The 17,565-nt window shown below is 53.0% G+C and carries 13 protein-coding genes; 1 reads left to right on the top strand and 12 read right to left on the bottom strand.

From position 1 onward, the window contains the following. Positions 1-103: 103 nt before the first annotated feature. From Q2J39_RS03275 to Q2J39_RS03260, 4 genes are all read right to left on the bottom strand, one after another. Positions 104-760, bottom strand: coding sequence for a UDP-N-acetylglucosamine pyrophosphorylase (locus tag Q2J39_RS03275; RefSeq protein WP_230267648.1), 657 nt, complete (start codon positions 758-760; stop codon positions 104-106). Between the two features lie 31 nt (positions 761-791). Further along, entirely contained in the window at positions 792-2,849 is a 2,058-nt protein-coding gene (locus Q2J39_RS03270) for a hypothetical protein (protein ID WP_288339110.1), read from the bottom strand. A gap of 151 nt (positions 2,850-3,000) precedes the next feature. Next, complete coding sequence (locus tag Q2J39_RS03265; protein ID WP_288339109.1) at positions 3,001-5,172, bottom strand: ATP-dependent helicase; 2,172 nt, start codon at positions 5,170-5,172, stop codon at positions 3,001-3,003. Continuing rightward, positions 5,162-6,178, bottom strand: coding sequence for a diacylglycerol kinase family protein (locus Q2J39_RS03260; RefSeq protein WP_288339108.1), 1,017 nt, complete (start codon positions 6,176-6,178; stop codon positions 5,162-5,164). Before Q2J39_RS03260 ends, Q2J39_RS03265 begins: the two co-directional genes overlap by 11 nt. Before the next feature lie 242 nt (positions 6,179-6,420). Between Q2J39_RS03260 and Q2J39_RS03255 the strand changes: the two genes are divergently transcribed. Beyond that, positions 6,421-7,503: an MraY family glycosyltransferase gene (locus Q2J39_RS03255; RefSeq protein ID WP_288339107.1), complete on the top strand. Its 1,083-nt coding sequence runs from the start codon at positions 6,421-6,423 to the stop codon at positions 7,501-7,503. A gap of 210 nt (positions 7,504-7,713) precedes the next feature. On the opposite strand, the gene rfbD is transcribed toward Q2J39_RS03255, so the two are convergent. The 8 genes from rfbD to Q2J39_RS03215 all read right to left on the bottom strand — a co-directional run bounded on the left by rfbD (position 7,714) and on the right by Q2J39_RS03215 (position 17,262). Beyond that, on the bottom strand, positions 7,714-8,568 hold the full coding sequence (gene rfbD / locus Q2J39_RS03250; RefSeq protein WP_230267643.1) for a dTDP-4-dehydrorhamnose reductase: 855 nt from the start codon (positions 8,566-8,568) through the stop codon (positions 7,714-7,716). A 108-nt stretch (positions 8,569-8,676) separates the two neighbouring features. Continuing rightward, entirely contained in the window at positions 8,677-9,711 is a 1,035-nt protein-coding gene (rfbB, locus tag Q2J39_RS03245) for a dTDP-glucose 4,6-dehydratase (RefSeq protein WP_230267642.1), read from the bottom strand. A gap of 6 nt (positions 9,712-9,717) precedes the next feature. After that, positions 9,718-10,302: a dTDP-4-dehydrorhamnose 3,5-epimerase gene (gene rfbC / locus Q2J39_RS03240; RefSeq protein ID WP_230267641.1), complete on the bottom strand. Its 585-nt coding sequence runs from the start codon at positions 10,300-10,302 to the stop codon at positions 9,718-9,720. Between the two features lie 70 nt (positions 10,303-10,372). Continuing rightward, a complete protein-coding gene (rfbA, locus tag Q2J39_RS03235; protein WP_288339106.1) occupies positions 10,373-11,263 on the bottom strand; it encodes a glucose-1-phosphate thymidylyltransferase RfbA in 891 nt (296 codons plus the stop codon). 260 nt (positions 11,264-11,523) lie between these two features. Further along, entirely contained in the window at positions 11,524-12,264 is a 741-nt protein-coding gene (locus Q2J39_RS03230; protein ID WP_230267639.1) for a glycosyltransferase, read from the bottom strand. Further along, positions 12,261-13,400 carry a glycosyltransferase gene (locus Q2J39_RS03225; protein WP_288339105.1) on the bottom strand — a complete coding sequence of 380 codons (1,140 nt, stop codon included), beginning with the start codon at positions 13,398-13,400 and terminating at the stop codon, positions 12,261-12,263. The genes Q2J39_RS03230 and Q2J39_RS03225 overlap by 4 nt, the downstream gene beginning before the upstream one ends. Positions 13,401-13,775: 375 nt before the next feature. After that, positions 13,776-14,939 carry a glycosyltransferase gene (locus tag Q2J39_RS03220; protein ID WP_288339104.1) on the bottom strand — a complete coding sequence of 388 codons (1,164 nt, stop codon included), beginning with the start codon at positions 14,937-14,939 and terminating at the stop codon, positions 13,776-13,778. A 331-nt stretch (positions 14,940-15,270) separates the two neighbouring features. Then, entirely contained in the window at positions 15,271-17,262 is a 1,992-nt protein-coding gene (locus tag Q2J39_RS03215) for an LCP family protein (RefSeq protein WP_288339103.1), read from the bottom strand. Positions 17,263-17,565: the final 303 nt, after the last annotated feature.

The raw sequence follows: 17,565 nt of genomic DNA, 5'->3' as shown, positions 1-17,565 counted from the left end.
TTTTGCCGGCGGCTTTTTGACCAAAACAAAAAGCAGTCCTCGCTTTGGCAGAAACCGAGACAAAGACTACTTTCTTTTGAATGGATACGGATTCGTATGCGCGTTACTTTTTCGAGACGATATGATCCTTGTCCTTGAAAATCGAATTGGCAGGGATCACATGACGGACACTCGAGAGCGGATAAATGTTCGTATGGCGGCCGATTACCGTTCCCGGATTGAGAACGGAATTGCAGCCGACTTCTACATCGTCGCCCAGCATGGCGCCAAATTTTTTCAGACCGGTTTCGATTTTTTCCTTGCCGTCGCTGACGACAACCAGCGACTTGTCGCTTTTTACATTGGACGTAATCGAGCCTGCGCCCATATGCGAGCGATAGCCGAGAATGGAATCGCCGACGTAGTTGTAATGCGGAACCTGAACGTGATCAAAAAGGATCACGTTTTTTAATTCGGTGGAGTTGCCGACCACGCAGTGCGCACCGACGAGCGCGTTGCCGCGAATGAAGGCTCCTGGACGCACTTCGGTATCCGGACCGATAATGCAGGGTGCTTTTAAAACCGCGGTCGGTGCGATCTCTGCACTTTTATGAACGAAAATACCTGGTTCCTTTTCTTCATACTCCGCCGGCAGATCGTGACACAGCGTCAGAATCAGTTCATTGATTTTTCCTAAAGCCTGCCAGGGGTATTCAAACTGATCCAGCCAGTTTTTGGCCAGGGAATGTTCATGGGTATACAGATCTTTGGTTTTATACATAAAGCGCCTCACACTTCTTTTTTAATGCTGATTACTGTCCGGCCGGTACCAGTTCCGGCTGAACTTCATTTCCCGCATCCTGTACGATGCCGTTTTCTGCCGCTTCGGGCTGCGTTTCCGGCTGGGCTGCTGGATCCGATTCTGCATTGGGTTCGGCAGCCGGTGCCGGTTCATCGCTTCGTTCGATGCGGGACGTCTGCGGTTCGTGGCCGCTGAGAATGGACTGAATCGCCGTCTTCGCCTGATCCAGCGATTCCGGATCGGGAATTAACATGTACGCCGAATCGCGAAGAACGGCGGAATACTGGGTCTGGTATTCCCCGGAAACGGTCGAATACCAGCACGTGAACGGTTCCGGTTCAAGAACGTACTGCCATATGAGCGTGCAGAGCTGTTCGTAGTTGAACGATGTGATCATCGATCCGTCGAGAATACGAAGCAGGGACGGAATGTTCGTAAACGAAATCTGCTTTCTGGCCTGGGCAAGATCGCAGAACATGACAAACTGGTTCAGTTCCTGGTCGAAATCGTTTCCGGAGTAGTTGGACAGGGAGCCGAGAATCTGACGGATTTTCGGTCCGGATACGCCTTTATCCGGATTGACCGTAATCGCTGAAGCGATTTCGTATTCCCGTCCGCCCGACTGATACAGGCCGTCCATTTCATCAAACAGCGAAACGACCGCGGCCAGATCGACCTGAACGGTAAAATCAATCGACGTGCCGAATTCTTCTTCGAGCGCCTGCCGCTGCGCTTCGAGCGTGTAATTGGAAAGCAGACCGGCACGGTCGGCAGCGCCATCGGCCGGACAGCCCAGCGTGCCGTCGCATTTGGCCGGCAGAGCCAGCGCGCGCGGAATAACGGTGACGAGCACCTGATGCGCCGTCGGGTTGACGGTCAGCAGCATCGTCATTGTCGACGTGTACATCTGGGTATTCAGCCGCGTATCCGAAGCGGAAACCAGAACGGTATACGGCTGCGTGTTGAGATCGAGCGGCTGGTTTTCTTCGACCAGACCGGTCGACCAGCTGACGTTCAGCGCGCTTGTCAGATCGCCGTTGGACGTCTGTCCATTGGAAAATTCATGAATCAGCTTAATTTCCGTCGGCGTCAGAATGGCGGCACGTACTTTCTGGCCGCGAACGGCTTTGTTGAGCTGCTGGAGCGTGCTGTACGATTCGGTACGCACCGTCACGCCTTCTTCTTTCAGACGGTCCAGAACTTTTTCATTCGTTTCGTTGCCGCGACTGTCAAGAACGCCGACAATCTGGCCTTCCAGAGCGTCAATCGTCTGGAGCGGTACCGCGTTCGGTACGTATAATCCGGCGCTCAGCGTGTATTCCTGACCATAGTCGCTCAGCTGATCGATTTCTCTGGAAATCGAATGCACATAGCGCTGACCAAAAAAGCACGTTACGACAATGGCCACGCAAAGAAAGACGGCTGGAATGGACCACAGACGGTTTCGGGTTTCGAAAAACCAGAACCCCGCAACGGTCATAGCCGCCACGGCCAGTCCGACAATCCAGGCGGCGGCCGAAAGACGCAGCAGACCGAGTTCCAGCATCGAATAGAGCAGCCAGAACACGGCAAGCAGGCAGATCAGCAGACACCAGAGCCCCGGCTTTCGTACCAGTCTGGCAAAGCGGGAAGGCCCTTTTGGCGCTTTTGGCGTTTTTGCTTCTTTGGATACTTCGCTCTCTTTTTCCTCTTGCGCACTCGAATCGGAATTTGAATCCGCACTGGCGGCGGGTTCCGAACCGAACGGTGCAGTTTCTGTCTTCGGGCTTTCGCCGGCCTCTTCCTGGCGTTCGGCTTCTTCCATCAGACGTGTCAGCGGCTTTTCCCGTTCCAGACGATCAATCGCACCATCACTATGCGCCTCGGTTTCATTTTTATTTGTACTGGCATTCGCCGTTTTCGGTTTTACGATTTTTGGCGTGTTGGAGGCGCTGATTTTTGCTCGCCGTAAAGGCGGACTTCCAGCGGCCCGATCCCCTGTTGCGGCCGCCGAAGTCTCCGGCTGGCTGTTTTCAGGCGCCGCGGGCTTCTTTTCTGTATCCATTTCCTTTTCAGTCCCCTTTTCCATACAGCCGCTGGCTGTATTTTCACGAAAGCCGATATGGCTTTCTATCCCCATACGCATCCAGAAGATGCGGTTTTATTTTTTTCTTTTTGAGTATACGTCCTGCACCCTCCGGGAGATCTTTCATCTGCCTTTTCGAAGAGAAAGCGCAGGCTTAATGCAAAATGGCTTCCGGATCGCCTTTGATTTTTTTCAGGCGGGCGTGCAGGGAAAGCGTACGCGTCGTGCTCAGTTTATCAAACTGAATCACGATTTTTTGTGCCTGTCGATCCAGATCGAGAATGATGCCTTCTCCAAAGACAGGATGCGCGATGCGATCGCCGCTTTGCAGCTCGTTTTCGTTTTCCGACTCCCCTTTTAAAGAACGGGAGCGCAGCGAGATGAAGCGGGTCGCGGCCTGAATGAGATCTTCTGGAATCGGCGGCTGCCAGACGGCGTTTTCCAGCCCGATATCAAAGAGAAAGCGCGAAGGCATGCGATTCGATCCCGAATGCAGGATGCCCTGTGCATCGCTGAGATACAGCTCCTTTTTGGCGCGGGTCAGGGCGACAAACATCAGGCGCCGCTCTTCTTCCATCTGCGGGCGGGTTTTCGTCTGCCTCGACGGGAAAATGCCTTCATCGAGCGCCGGCAGAAAGACGGTGTCAAATTCCAGTCCCTTCGCCGTATGAATGGTCATCAGGCGTACCTGATCGCTGGTCGTCTGTCCATCAGCAGCGGAAAAGAGCGCGTTCTGGTTCAGCCACGATTCGAGCGTCGTATCTTCTCCCCACGACACTTCAAATTCGGCAGCCGCCTGCTTCAGTTCGGCAAGATTGTCGAGGCGATCCTGGGCGCCGCGCAGGCGCAGTTCCTTTTCGTAGCCGGAGCGGTCAAGCACTTCATCGAGCACCTGGCTGATCAGCCGGTCCTGCCATACCGTTTCTTCCACGACCGCGATATACTCAGCCGCTTTGGTCGACGCGAAATAGTCGCTTTCGCTGTTTTCGACGAGCGCCTGATAGAGCGAGATTTCCCTCTGTTCGGCATAGTCCTTTAAAAAGGCGATGCGGCCTTTTCCAATGTTGCGCGGCGGATCGTTGATCGTGCGCAAAAAGTCGAGATCGTCCCGGTACAGCAGCATGCGGCAGTACGAGAGCGTCGTCTTGATTTCCGCACGCGAGAAAAACGGCACGCCCGAATACACGGCGTACGGAATGTGCGCCGCAATGAGCGCGTCTTCAATCGGACGCGTTAAATAATGAGCGCGGTACAAAATGGCCATGTCACGATACGCCACGCCTTCCTCATGACGGGAAGCGATGCGCGAGGCGATCCATTTTGCTTCTTTTTCCGGCGTTTCAAAATGACCGGCTTCCACCGGTTTTCCATCCGGCAGAAAGGGTATCAGATCCTTGTCGATCCGGTTCGCGTTTTTGGAAATGAGCGAGTTGGCCGTCTTCAGAATCTGAGGCGTGGAGCGGTAGTTTTCGTTGAGCAGCACCGTCTGGCACGGATGAAAATGTTCATCAAAATCGAGCAGACGGCGTACGTTGGCGCCGCGCCACGTATAAATGGTCTGGTCGGGATCGCCGACCACAAACAGATTGTGATGAACTTTGGCCAGCGCATCGATCAGGCGGTACTGCAGACCGTCGATGTCCTGGAACTCGTCCACCATGATGTATTCAAACCGCTGCTGCCACTTGCGGGCGACATCGGGATTTTCGTCAAAGATTTTCAGCGTCAGCAAAATCAGATCGTTATAGTCGAGGCCGAAGTTTTTCTTCTGCGCGCTCAGATACCCGTAAAAAATCTGGTCCTGCGGATCGATCGCGTTTTCGTATTTTTTCTGAATGGCTGCGGGCGAGAGCGCCACGAGATCTTCCCGGTAGTTCGGCTCGTCCTTGATCTTGCGGATTTCAATCATGTCCCGCGCCTTGGAAAACGTCATGTCGTGAAGCGTCAGTCCCTTTTCGTCGTACACCTGCCGCAGAAGCTGATCGATATCCGCGTTGTCGAGCACCACAAACGATTTCGGATAGCTGATGATGTGGCTTTCCTCGCGCAGGATCATCGAACAGAGCGAATGGAACGTACAGATCGTCCCGCACTGATCGTCTCCGGTGAGTGAGCGGATGCGCGATTTCATTTCGGCTGCCGCTTTGTTCGTGAACGTAATTGCCAGAATGCTTTCCGGAATCATGCCGATCTCGATCAGAAAGGCATACCGGGCGGCGAGTGTTCGCGTCTTTCCGGAACCGGCGCCCGCAACAACCCGGACGTAGCCTTCAATGGCTTCGACCGCTTCGGTCTGCGACGGATTTAAAATGAGATCATTTTCCATGCGGACCGTCCCCTTGGGCGTTTTCCTTACTCGCGGGATTTTCGGGCAGCGCCAGCGGAACATCCGGGTGGAGTGCGGCGAGCCAGTCGGCCGCTTCCTGCACGTGCGATTTGGGCAGAGCGAGATTGAGAGCCGAAGAAACGGCGCGGGCCTCGACGATATCGTGCACGCCGCCGTATTCGCCATCGAGCGTCCACGGGATGTTTTCCCCTTTCAACCGGAACCAGGGCGACTGCACCTGCATCATGAGCGGATTGTCAAAAGAAGAGCGCATGAGGCAGGAAATGATCTGGTTGAGCTCGCTGATATTCATCGGGCGCTTAATAAAGACACCCTCGAGCAGTCCGTCGTGCCAGTTATAAATGTTTCGGGTAAACAGATCCGATCCGGCGATATAGCGGGAATTGGAAACCATGCCATACAGAAAGTCGCCCTGCAGCGAACCGCCTTCCCATTCGATTTCCAGCGTTTCACAGTTGTTTTCCCAATGGGCAAAATCCACGCGGCCAAGGGCTTCCAGAACGTAGGCGATCGAACCGAGGCGGTTTTTGCGCTCCTGCGCCGTCAGATAGGAAACCGAGGTGCCCAGACCGAAGGCGGCCACATAGGAAAAATATTCCTCGTTAAACTGACCGACATCGATGGGCGCCCACCAGTCGCCGCCCGCAATTTCAGCGGCTTCGCTCAGCTTGAGCGGAATTTCATGCGAGTTGGCAAAGTCATTGACGGTGCCGGAAGGAATATAGCCCAGCAATGGCATGTTTTTTCCAGCCATCCAGCCGTTGAGCGCTTCGTGCAGCATCCCGTCGCCGCCGCAGACGACCAGACGGTCGCAGCCGCTCAGATCCAGATTTTTCAGCTTTTCGCTGGCATCTCCCGGTTTCTGTGTCGGATACACCGTAACCAGATAGCCCATTCCCGTCATCTGATTGACGAGATCGGAGAGGCTGTTCTGAATTCTTCGGTCTCCGGCCACAGGATTGTAAAGAAGGAGCATCTTTTTCATAGTCCAATCCCCCAGTTCTGTACATTGAAACAAACGTATCGCCTTATCCTGATACAGAACAGTATAACCAAATCCGCTGGCCCCGTCCGGCTTTTCCCGGAAACGCTCTGCGAGTGTCGTCTTTGTGCAGACCCGTATACAGACACAGTCGCAAACTCGGGCGAACGGATGAAATACCAAAAAATGAATTTCTTTGTCATAATGGCATAAGGGCTCTCACTGTCCTGGAAAGGAGGAAGTCCGTGACTGCTGTCATGGCGTTCATTACGCCTTTTCTGATTTCAGCCGCACTCATTCCCCTGATCAAGCGGCTGTCGTATCCATCAGATGCCTGGGCGAAAATCAATAACCGTACCATTCATCACGGCCGTATTTCCCGGATCGGCGGCATAGCCATTTATCTGGCTTTCTCCTGTGCGCTGCTGCTCAACGGGCAGGCGGACCGTTCCATACTCGGCATTTATCTCGCCAGCTCGATGATGTTTTTCATCGGTCTTGCTGACGATTTTGTGGATCTTCCGGCCAAGGTCAAATTCATTTTGCAGGTGCTGGCGTCGCTGATTCTGCTTCACTACGGCATACGCGTCGATACCCTGCGCATCTTTGGCTGGGCCATCCGTTCGGATCTGATCTGTTCGATCTTCACCATCCTCTGGGTGGTCGGCATCACGAATGCGATCAATCTGCTCGACGGTCTCGACGGACTTTGCGGCGGCATGATTCTCATTGTGCTGGCCGTCATCTGTTCGATTTCGTTTGTCGACAAGCGCAGCGATATGGTCATCCTCTCCTTGATGCTTTCCGGCGCGGTACTTGGCTTTCTGCTCTACAACGCGCATCCCGCTTCGATTTTCATGGGTGACTGCGGATCTCTGTTTCTGGGTTCCATCGTTTCTTCCTTTTCCCTTCTCGGATTCAAATCGTCGACAACCATTACCCTTGGCCTGCCGATTCTGCTTCTCGTTTTGCCGATTATCGATACGCTCTCCGCGATCCTGCGCCGCAAGATTCATAACATTCCGGTCGATCAGGCGGACCGATCCCATCTGCACCATCAGCTGCTCAAGCGGTTTGGCCAGACCAATTCGGTCATCATCATGTGCGGCATTACGTTCCTGTTTGGCATGAGCGCGTTCATTTACATTTACAGCCGAAAAGCCGGTGTCGTTCTGATCCTGCTTCTTCTGCTCGTCATTGAACTGTTCATCGAGCGCACCGGCATGATTTCCGAATCGTTCCATCCGCTCCATTCCCTGGGACGGTGGATCTGGAAACATTGCCGTTCCCTGTTCAAGCGCAAGCCAAAGCCAGAGCCAAACGCATAAGCGCAAAAACAGATCTATGTCTTCCTTCTGTTATCTGGATTTGCGTGCCCGCTTTATCTTTGATTTGTTTCGGATGCCTTCGGGCATCCGTTTTCTTTTGCCGGTTTTTAAACGCGAAGACCGGCCTTTTCCAATCGTCCAAAAGAAAAACGCCCTGCCGGATGACAGAGCGTAAATTTCGTAAATTCGAACAGGCAGGCTTTAGCCAGATTAAGCCAGATCCATAGTTTTCAGATAGCGGGCGAGCGCATCCTGCCATGCAGGGAGTGGTTCAAAGCCTTCTGCAGCGATGCGGGAAAGGTCCATGCGGGAGTTGGACGGACGTTTCGCCTTAGCCGGATACTGATCGGAGCCGACTGGAATGACTTTTACGTGACGTCCGGTCTGGGCGAAAATTTCCTTGGCAAAATCGTACCAGGAAATGTAGTCGCCGCTGTTGGCCACATGGTACGTGCCGTATTTGTCGGTCTGAATCATATCCAGGCTCAGACGGGCGAGATCCCATGTGTACGTCGGCAGACCGACCTGATCGTCAACGACGGTAAGGGTGTCGTGGGTTTCGGACAGCTGCATCATTTTCTTGATGAAGTTGATGCCGTTGGCGCCAAATACCCAGGAAATGCGCAGAACGAAGTTTTTCGGGTTCTGGAACACGTAGTCCTCGCCTTCCGATTTGGTCAGGCCATAAACGTTCAGCGGATTTTTTTCATCATCCACTTTCCACGGTTCCGCACCCTGGCCGTCAAAGACGTAGTCCGTCGAGAAATACATCAGCGGGATGTCGAGTTCGCGGCACACTTTGGCGATATAGCCGGTTCCGGTCGCGTTGATGGCTTCTACGGTTTCAAACAGTTCGGGTTCTTCGCCCTTGTCCACCTGGGTCCAGGCGGCGCAGTGAATGACGGCGTCGTAATCGCCGCGGGAAATGACTTCTTCAACCTGATTCTGCCTGGTGATGTCCATTTCCGCTACATCGACGCCGACGGCGTCAATGCCGCGCTCCTTGGCCTGCACCATGATGTCGTGTCCGAGCTGGCCTTTTGCGCCGGTAACAAGAATTTTCATTTTCAATCCTCCTCTGTGCTCAAAACGAAAAGAAGCCGGACGGACGAAGCTGTTTCGCCCCTCCGGCTGCGGGTTCATAAGCGTGTATGCCTCAATAGCGAGACGGTTTTACTGGTCGACTCTTCCTTTGTCGACGTACATTTTCTGGAAGTAGTTTTTGTATTCTCCGTTGAGAATGTTTTTCCACCAGTCCTGGTTGTCCAGATACCACTGGAACGTTTTCTGGATGCCGGTATCGAAGTTTTCTTCCGGTACCCAGCCCAGTTCTTTTTCGATTTTTGCAGGATCGATCGCATAGCGGCGGTCGTGACCTTTACGGTCCGCTACGTATGTGATCAGGGATTCCGGCTTGTCGAGTGCCTTGAGGATCGCCTTAACGACTTCGAGGTTGCTCTTTTCGTTGTGGCCGCCGATGTTGTAGACTTCGCCTTCCTTGCCTTTGCGCAGGATCAGGTCGATGGCCTTGCAGTGGTCGAGAACGTACAGCCAGTCGCGCACGTTGGCGCCGTCGCCGTAAACCGGCAGGCTTTCGTTATCGAGCGCGCGGGCGATCATCAGAGGGATGAGCTTTTCCGGGAACTGGTACGGTCCGTAGTTGTTCGAGCAGCGGGAAATCGTTGTCGGCAGGCCGTACGTGCGGTGGTACGCCTGAACGAACAGGTCCGCAGCGGCTTTGGACGAAGAATACGGCGAGCTCGTATGGAGCGGCGTGGATTCCGTGAAGAACAGATCCGGACGATCGAGCGGCAGGTCGCCGTACACTTCATCGGTCGATACCTGATGGAAACGTTTAACGCCGTATTCTTTTGCGGCATCGAGCAGAGTCGTTGTGCCAAGAACGTTGGATTTTACGAAGATTTCCGGATCTTCGATCGAGCGGTCGACGTGGCTTTCGGCGGCGAAGTTCACGACGATATCGGGACGTTCCTTTTCAAACAGATCGAAAATGAAGTCACGATCGGCGATGTCGCCTTTGACAAACTTGTAGTTCGGCTTGTTTTCTACGCTCTTGAGACTTTCCAGATTTCCGGCGTAAGTCAGCGCGTCCAGGTTGATGATTTCATCTTCCGGATACGTATTGACCATGTATTCAACAAAGTTGGAACCGATGAATCCGGCTCCTCCAGTAACGAGAATTTTCATGTATGGCTAGTTTCCTTTCATCATGTCATCGTAAACGAACAGGTTGTTGGCGTCTTCGAGAACCGGCGAAATGCGGTCCTTGTCGCTGAGCACGGGTTCGCGTCCATTAAGAAGCATGCCCCAGTCGACGGCGACGGTCGGGTCGTCATAGCGGATGCTGCCCTCCGATGCCTTGTCGTAGACATTGTCGACTTTATAGCGGAATTCCACATCCGGCGTCAGGGTCAGAAAGCCGTGCGCAAAGCCCTGCGGGATAAAGAACTGGCGATGGTTGTCCGCCGACAGTTCGCAGGAAACCCATTTGCCGAAGGTTGGAGAACCTTTGCGGATATCGACCGCAACGTCGATGACTTTCCCCTTCGTGCAGCTGACGAGCTTAGACTGCGCATACGGCGGGTTCTGCCAGTGCAGACCGCGCAGCGTGCCTTCGGCTGCGGAAAAGGACATGTTGTCCTGAACGAAGTCGACCGTAATGCCGAGCTTTTCGTATTTGGGTTTGGAATAGGTTTCCGTAAAGTAGCCGCGATGATCGCCGAAAACGTCGGTTTCCACGATCAGCACGCCTGGAATTTCCGTTTCAATCACTTTCATGCTTATTTCCTCTTGAATGTCGGCCGGTCTTTTGTCCGGCTTTGGATCTGTTTTTCTTCCGAGCAGACCGCTATTTCTGGTTTTTATCAATGTATTTGCGATCGAGCAGCTTTTTGAGATAGGCGCCATACTGATTTTTCTTGTAAATCTCGTACGTTTTCTCGAGCTGTTCGCGATCGATCCAGCCCTGCCGGTAGGCGATTTCCTCCAGGCAGGCAATTTTGCGGTGCTGGTGTTCTTCAACGGTTTTCACGAAGTTGGTGGCATCCACCAGAGATTCATGCGTACCGGTGTCGAGCCAGGTGAAGCCGTCGCCAAGCAGGGTGACGTTCAGTTCGCCCTGATCGAGATAAATCTTGTTCAGATCGGTAATTTCCAGCTCGCCGCGGGCGGAAGGCTGAAGATGGGCGGCGTAATCCACGACTTTGTTGTCATAAAAATACAGACCGGTAACCGCATAGTTGGATTTCGGTTCGGCCGGTTTTTCTTCCAGGCTGACGGCTTTGCCGTTTTCGTCAAACTCGACAACGCCAAAGCGTTCCGGATCTTCTACATAATAGCCAAATACCGTAGCGCCTCTGTCTCTGCCGGCAGCTTCCACAAGCCGTTTGGTCAGACCGTGACCATGGAAAATATTATCGCCAAGAATCATGGCGACGGAATCGTTTCCGATAAAATCTTTGCCTAAAATAAATGCCTGCGCCAGTCCATCGGGCGAGGGCTGTACTTTGTACGTCAGCTCCAGACCGAACTGGCTGCCGTCGCCGAGCAGTTCCTCAAAGCGAGGCGTGTCTTCCGGGGTAGAAATAATCATGATCTCCCGGATGCCAGCTTCCATCAGAATGGACATTGGATAATAAATCATCGGCTTGTCAAAAACAGGAAGAAGCTGTTTGCTGGTTACTTTGGTTAATGGATAGAGTCTTGTTCCGGATCCGCCGGCAAGAATGATGCCTTTCATCTCTTCAGTTCTCCTTTTCCGTTCAGCTCCATCTTAGCCAAAAAAAGAAAAGATGGGAAATGATACGGCGCACGTCCCACAGCATACGAAATGTAAGAGCATTCACGGATTTTTAATGGTTTTTTCTGGCGATTTTTCTCCCACATTTTTCCCAAATTCTGCTCATTCCGAATCTGTTCAGCTTTAGGCACGGCGCTTTTTTCTCGGAGGATACGCACTTCCGTAAAAAAGCCCGGATTGCCGGACCTCCGTGTTCTTCCTTATCTTGATTTTGCCTTTTGCTTAGGAACGGGATGGCGAAGCAGCGCGCCGATCAGCTGGAGGCGCCACTGAATCTGATTTTGCAGAGAACTCGATTTGAGCGAAGACGCGTTGTTTCCATGCCGTCGATAGTCCAGACAGTTTTTCGGGCTGAAAACCACCTTGCCCATGCGATAGGCCTGCAGGCCCAGAAACTGATCGTGCATGGGAATCTTTCCAAAGGGAAGGCTTGCGTCCACGACTTCCTTTCGCACTGCCATGCAGCAGCCGATCATCGAATTGCGAAGCAGATTGTTCCAGAATCCTTCCTTCGAGCCGTGGCTTTGATAAAAGGAAGGTTCAATCACGTGAAGATCAGCATCGCATATCGAGGCATCGTGAAGCATCGCCATGACGTTCTCTTCGCGAAAGCCGTGACGGTATAAGTCGAGCTTGCCCGGTTTCCAGACATCATCCTGATCGCAGAACACGATAATTTCCCGTCTTGCCTGACTGAGCGCAAATTCAAAGTTGCGCACGACGCCAAGACCCGGGCCGCTTAAAATACGGATCCGCAAATCCGGATGGGCTTTGGCAAAGCGTTCCGCGATTTCAAGATCTTCGCTTAAACCGCCATCGCAGCTGATGATCAGCTCATCGCCGACCCATAGCTGATCGGCAATGGAATCGAGCTGCGCGTTCAGCCAGGGTGCGCCTTTATAGGTAGCCAGAACGACCGAAATGGACAGTCTCGAACTCATGCGTCCGCCTTTCCGTCCGCTTTTCGGGCTGCCTTTTTCCGATCCGTTTCATTTTGCGGGCGGTTTCCTTTCGGATCGGTTTCTGCTTCTTTTTCTTCTTTTCTGGAGGATGGATCGATCGGATTGAACGCTCTGGCTTCCTGCTGCGCAGCAGCGGAAGAAGAGGAAGAAGAAAGAATGGATTTGATGTCCATGCCAAGCGTCAGGCGGAATCCGCTGCCCTGATGGGAAAGCAGAAGCGAGCTGAGTTCAAACAGGGAGCGGTGGCTGAGCGCCTGGGCTCTCTGCGCGTAAAACGAGCGGACTTCTTCCATCTTTTCGATCATCTGCGGCTCGGCCTGAAACTGAAGCGTCAGCGAGAGGAGTGCTTCTTTCTGGAGATAGTCCTGCCACGAAGCATGCAGACGGCTTTCGTAGTCGCTGCGGCGAGTGAGACCGAGCGTGTTGCCGGGGTGCTGGCGATAGCCCATCAGTTCCTCGTCGAGATAGCCCAGACCGTTCTGAATGGCTGCGATCGCGCAGATCGCCCAGTCATGGGGCAGATTCATATCGACCGGCGTAGACAGGTACTCATCCTTCAGCCGCCTGGTCAGCGCGAGCGTACATCCTGGCGAGACATTGTAGCCCATCAGATCTTCAAAGGTCAGCCACGAAAACTGGCCGCGCGGCAGCGGACGGCGAATGAGATTATGGTTGCTTCGCCGGCTGCTCGACTTGCCTTCGATTGGACGGTCCTGGGCATCAATCAGCGAAAAGGAAGAAGCGAGCGCCAGCAGTTCCACATGCTTATCAAACATCTTCATCATGTGTTCGACTTTTTCTGGTTTCCAGATGTCATCGTGATCGCTCAGAAAAATATATTCGCCCCGCGTGCGGCTCAGCGCATCACGAAAGGCGCGGACAAAGCCGGTGTTCTCGGTATGGACGTGCAGAAACCAGCGGCCGGCGAGATGGTATGTGGCGATATATTCGCGGATTTTTTCGACGGTGTGATCTCTGGAAGCATCATCAACGATGACGACTTCATCAAAAGGCATCGTCTGCAGACGGATCGACTCGAGCTGTTCGATCAGATACACTTCTGCGTTATATGTGGTCATCGCCAGAGACAGGCGAATGGGATTCGATGGGTTCATGAAGCCTCCTTGTACCAGACTGCAGCGCCAGTCTGCGCCGCAAAGGATAAAACAAAATGAAAAGAAGATCGACTGCGGATTTTCCTTTGAAAAATTCGATGCATAGCCGCGGGCCACACTTTGAATTTTTCTGGGGGGGGGATGGAAAATCCATTTCTGCCTACTACAGAAACCGTCTGCGTATGTCTCATGCAGTCCCGCCGCGATTTTATCCCGCAAGTACAGCCTGCCGAAAGGTTTATACATCCAGACGGGCAGAATGATCCATATTCCGTATTGTGATCTTTTGCGCGGCAGATCGCAAAAAAAGCCGCCCGCCTGCGCGCATACTCCGCTTACAAACGCCCGGCTTTATTCCAATGGGCCATTCTGAATTCATTTCCTGCTGTGTTTTGTGAGATTCTGCTCGCTTTGCCACAGGATTTCAAAGCTTTTTTCAAACGCCGACAGAGACAGATCCGTTTCAAAAACCTGACGGGCCGCCTTTCGCATGGCCTCTAACTGATTTTGAGCGGCCTCCGCAATTTCCTTTGCGGTCTGTTCGAGACGGCTGCGGTCGATGTTGATCCCGCATCTGTACTCTTCGATCCAGTCGTGCACATCGCCTTCCAGACTGTTAATGACCGGAAGCCCGCCCTGTAAATAATCGAGCGTCTTCATGGAAAGGCCGGCCTGTACGTCCGGTTTCATAATGTTGATGCCAAACGCGCAGGCATCAAAAATCGACTGTTTCTGCTCTGGATCATAGACGGCTCCGTAATCGATGATTTCACAGTACGGGGAAAGCCGCTCGACCATTTCGTCGCGGCGCTGTCCCTGCGCAATCAGATGCAGGCGAACCGCCGTACGTGCATGAAGCGCCTGAAACAGAGTTTCCATCGTATCGAGGTCAATGATGTTGTTGACAAACCCCAGATAGCAGAGATTCAGATGCTCCGTATCTTCCAAAGCAGAATGCGCTGTAAAAGTTTCTTCCGTTCCGGCCGACCAGTACATCACCTGCGCGGGCAGACCGGTCTGCTCCTGAATTTTTTTCTGAAACAGAGCGCATTCGCTGGCCAGAAGATCCGCGTCTTTTAAATAGCCGTTTCGCATATGCTTCCAGATCCAGGCCGGCGGCGTTTTGCCAAACCAGGAGCCGACCGGCAGCGATTCAGGCCACAGATCGTTGATATCAAAAATCAGGCAGACGTCCGGATGCTTTCGCTTGTAGCGTCCAATTTCCATCGCCAGCGAATTGGCCGGAATCAGACAATGGATGCGATCCGGCTTCCAGTCTTCCAGCCACGTTTTGGCACGTCTGGCAAATTCCATATGTCCCAGCAGTCTTTGCCACGACAGGTTTTTCTGGTAGGGCCGATGGCGAAGCCTGACGATGCCTTCTTCATCTGACGAGAAGGGCGCCTTGGTTTTGTGCGAAAAATCCGGCGTAAGAATAACGGTCTCTTCGCCATGCTTCTGATACTGTCTGGCGAGAAGTCTGGCTCTTGGCAGGTACGTGTCGCTGATGCAGATCAGCGCGGTCTTGTTTGTCTTCATGAAACCTCCCGCTATCTGGATTTGAACATGAAGATCCCGACCAGCAGACTCAGCAGAAAGAACAGCAGGATCCAGCAGAAATATTTGAGCTTCGCAGCAGCTGTGCGCGATGTAATATCCAATTTCATAACATCCTCATTATATCGGGTTCAGTCCTTCCCTGCTCATTTCCTCTTTTTTCCCCTGTTTCCAGTCCTGCGGAAACAGAGCGGCAGGAGCGCGGAAAGGCAGAAGGGCCTCACGTCCAGGCGAACCGTTTTGCCGGTTCAGACAAAAGGCGAAAAGCTTCGATTTGCTTTTCGCCTGAACAAAATTCAAAGGAAAGGTTTGGCTATCCGCCGTAGATCGGATTGCCCCATTCGTCATAGCCGATGAACGGACTCGCCGAAGGATCGATGAGATTGCCCCAGGCATCGTACTGCACATTCGGATCGGTATAGCCGTAATCCTGCGCCGGCTGCTGATACGGATCGTAGCCAGGATCGACATAATCCTGACCATAGCCGTACGGATCGGTAACGAGCGGTTCGTTGTAGGCATTATCCTGTTCCGTCTGGGTCTGATCCTGTGTGAGATCGACCGACGGGGTAATGGCTTCGGGAGAAATTTCGATCGTTTCGCCTGCACGCACATCCGCGATAAGCGATTTCGCGTATTCCACCATGGACGGAACGGCGATGGAAGCGCTCGCCGTCGTATTGAGCGTCGCGCAGTATTCAAAAGACGATTCGCCCGCAATGGCATAGTTCTGAATGTTCCAGTCCGGACGTCTGGCAATTTCCAGCGTCACGAGGGATTTCAACTCCCGGGCGCTCATGTTCGTATCGATCGCCGTCGATACTGCTTTGGCCACCTTCGGGTAGTTGATGAACATCGATGGAGACATGCATTTGCGAATCAGCGCCTTCATGACCATCGCCTGATTTTTGACACGCTGGTTGTCGCCGTCGACATACGCATGACGTTCCCGGGCAAAGGCAAGCGCACGGTCGCCGTCGAGATGATTGACGCCCGCATGCACGCCTTCTTCTCCGTTGGCGTAAAAGCGTTCCACTTCCTGTCCTTCCGGTACATCAATATCCACGCCGCCGACCGCATCGACCAGATTGATCAGCGACGAGAAGTTCACACGTACATAGTAATTGATCGGCACGCCCAGGAAATCTTCAATCGTGCTTTCCGTCGTGCCCACGCCGTAAATGCCGGTATGGGTCAGCTTATCGGTCGAGCCGTCCACCGCTTCGCAGGCACGGGAATTCTTTTCGCAGGATACCGTCACATACGTGTCACGCGGAATGGAGATCATCAAAATCTGTGCGGTTCGCGGATTCACCGTCACTAACATGTTTACATCCGAACGGGAAACCGTATCGATCGTTCCGTAACTGTCGTTTCCGGAAATCAGGACCGTAAAGGGATCACTCATGATGTTGGCAACCGGATCGGACGGCGTGATAGACGACGCGTCGCGATCGGTATAGTAAATGTATTCGTCCGTGATGTTGGCAAACGTATTCAGCGCGCTGTACTGGTTTTCGTCATTAGCGGCCTCGTACAGCTCTTCATGATTGTTTTCCGGGAAGGCGATCGTGGTCACTTCATGATCGAAGAGCGCGTCGACCAGCGAGTAGATCGAATCGTACTGCACGGGGGTAAAGGAAGCGCCCTGTTTGCGCAGGCTTTCTAACGCGTCCTGCGTATGGGAATCGAGACCGTCTACATAGCCTACCGTACCGTCCTTAAGCTGATCGGGTTCCGTAATATGGTTGCCTTTGAGCGTATAAAAGGAAATGACGTTGGCTTTGCGATCCGTCAGCGAGGAAATTTCCGTAAACATATCTTCGGTCGCCCGCGCATAGACGCCACCCATGCCGCAGCCGACGCCAAGTACGATCACAAGAATAGCCATGATCGTCCTGGATACCGGCCGCCGTGTCTTGCCCAGCCAGATCCACACAAAAAGCAGAAGAAGCAGACTGAGAACGGCCACGAAAATGAAGAGATACATCAGCGGCAAAATGTCGAGACGGAAGAGCTCAAAAATGAAATAGCCGCCGGCACATAAGGCAGCCAGGCTGATCAGCCAGGCCAGAATGCCGGGACGGCGATTGCGTTTTTTCTTTTTCCGGACGGAACTGGGAACAGTCGGTGCCTTGCGGCGGCTGGCTTTCGAAGAGACGTTTACGTACTCGTAATCGTCATCGTACCAGTCTTCTGCTCCAGAAGAACGCCGGCCCTGGGGGTTCGATCTTCTGGTGCTTTCCGGTGCGGAATTACGGTAAGTACGCCGATTCTCCGGCCTTGATTGTCGTGGTGAAGACATAGTAAACCTCCAGAATTTTCGAACTCATCATAAAGAGAGGCGGCACCAAATGCAACAAAGGCCAGAATCCGCCCTTTTTCTGTCCATTTTCCGATCCATTGTCAGAAAGTGGAACAGATAGCTCGTCTATACTCTTTATTAAAACACTTTGTTGTTAATTTATCTGCTTTTTCGTTCAAAGCTCTCTTTCTGGACCGAGATTGAGGGGTTTGGATTTCACAAAATTGAACATAATTTTTTCGTCCGGCTGTCGTAAGCGTCAAATAAAAGACGGGTATTTTCTCGACCGCCTCCTTGGGATAA

The organism is uncultured Allobaculum sp. (assembly GCF_948576815.1).
In the GTDB taxonomy this organism is placed as follows: domain Bacteria; phylum Bacillota_I; class Bacilli_A; order Erysipelotrichales; family Erysipelotrichaceae; genus Allobaculum; species Allobaculum fili.
This window is presented reverse-complemented; position numbering and strand designations above follow the sequence as displayed.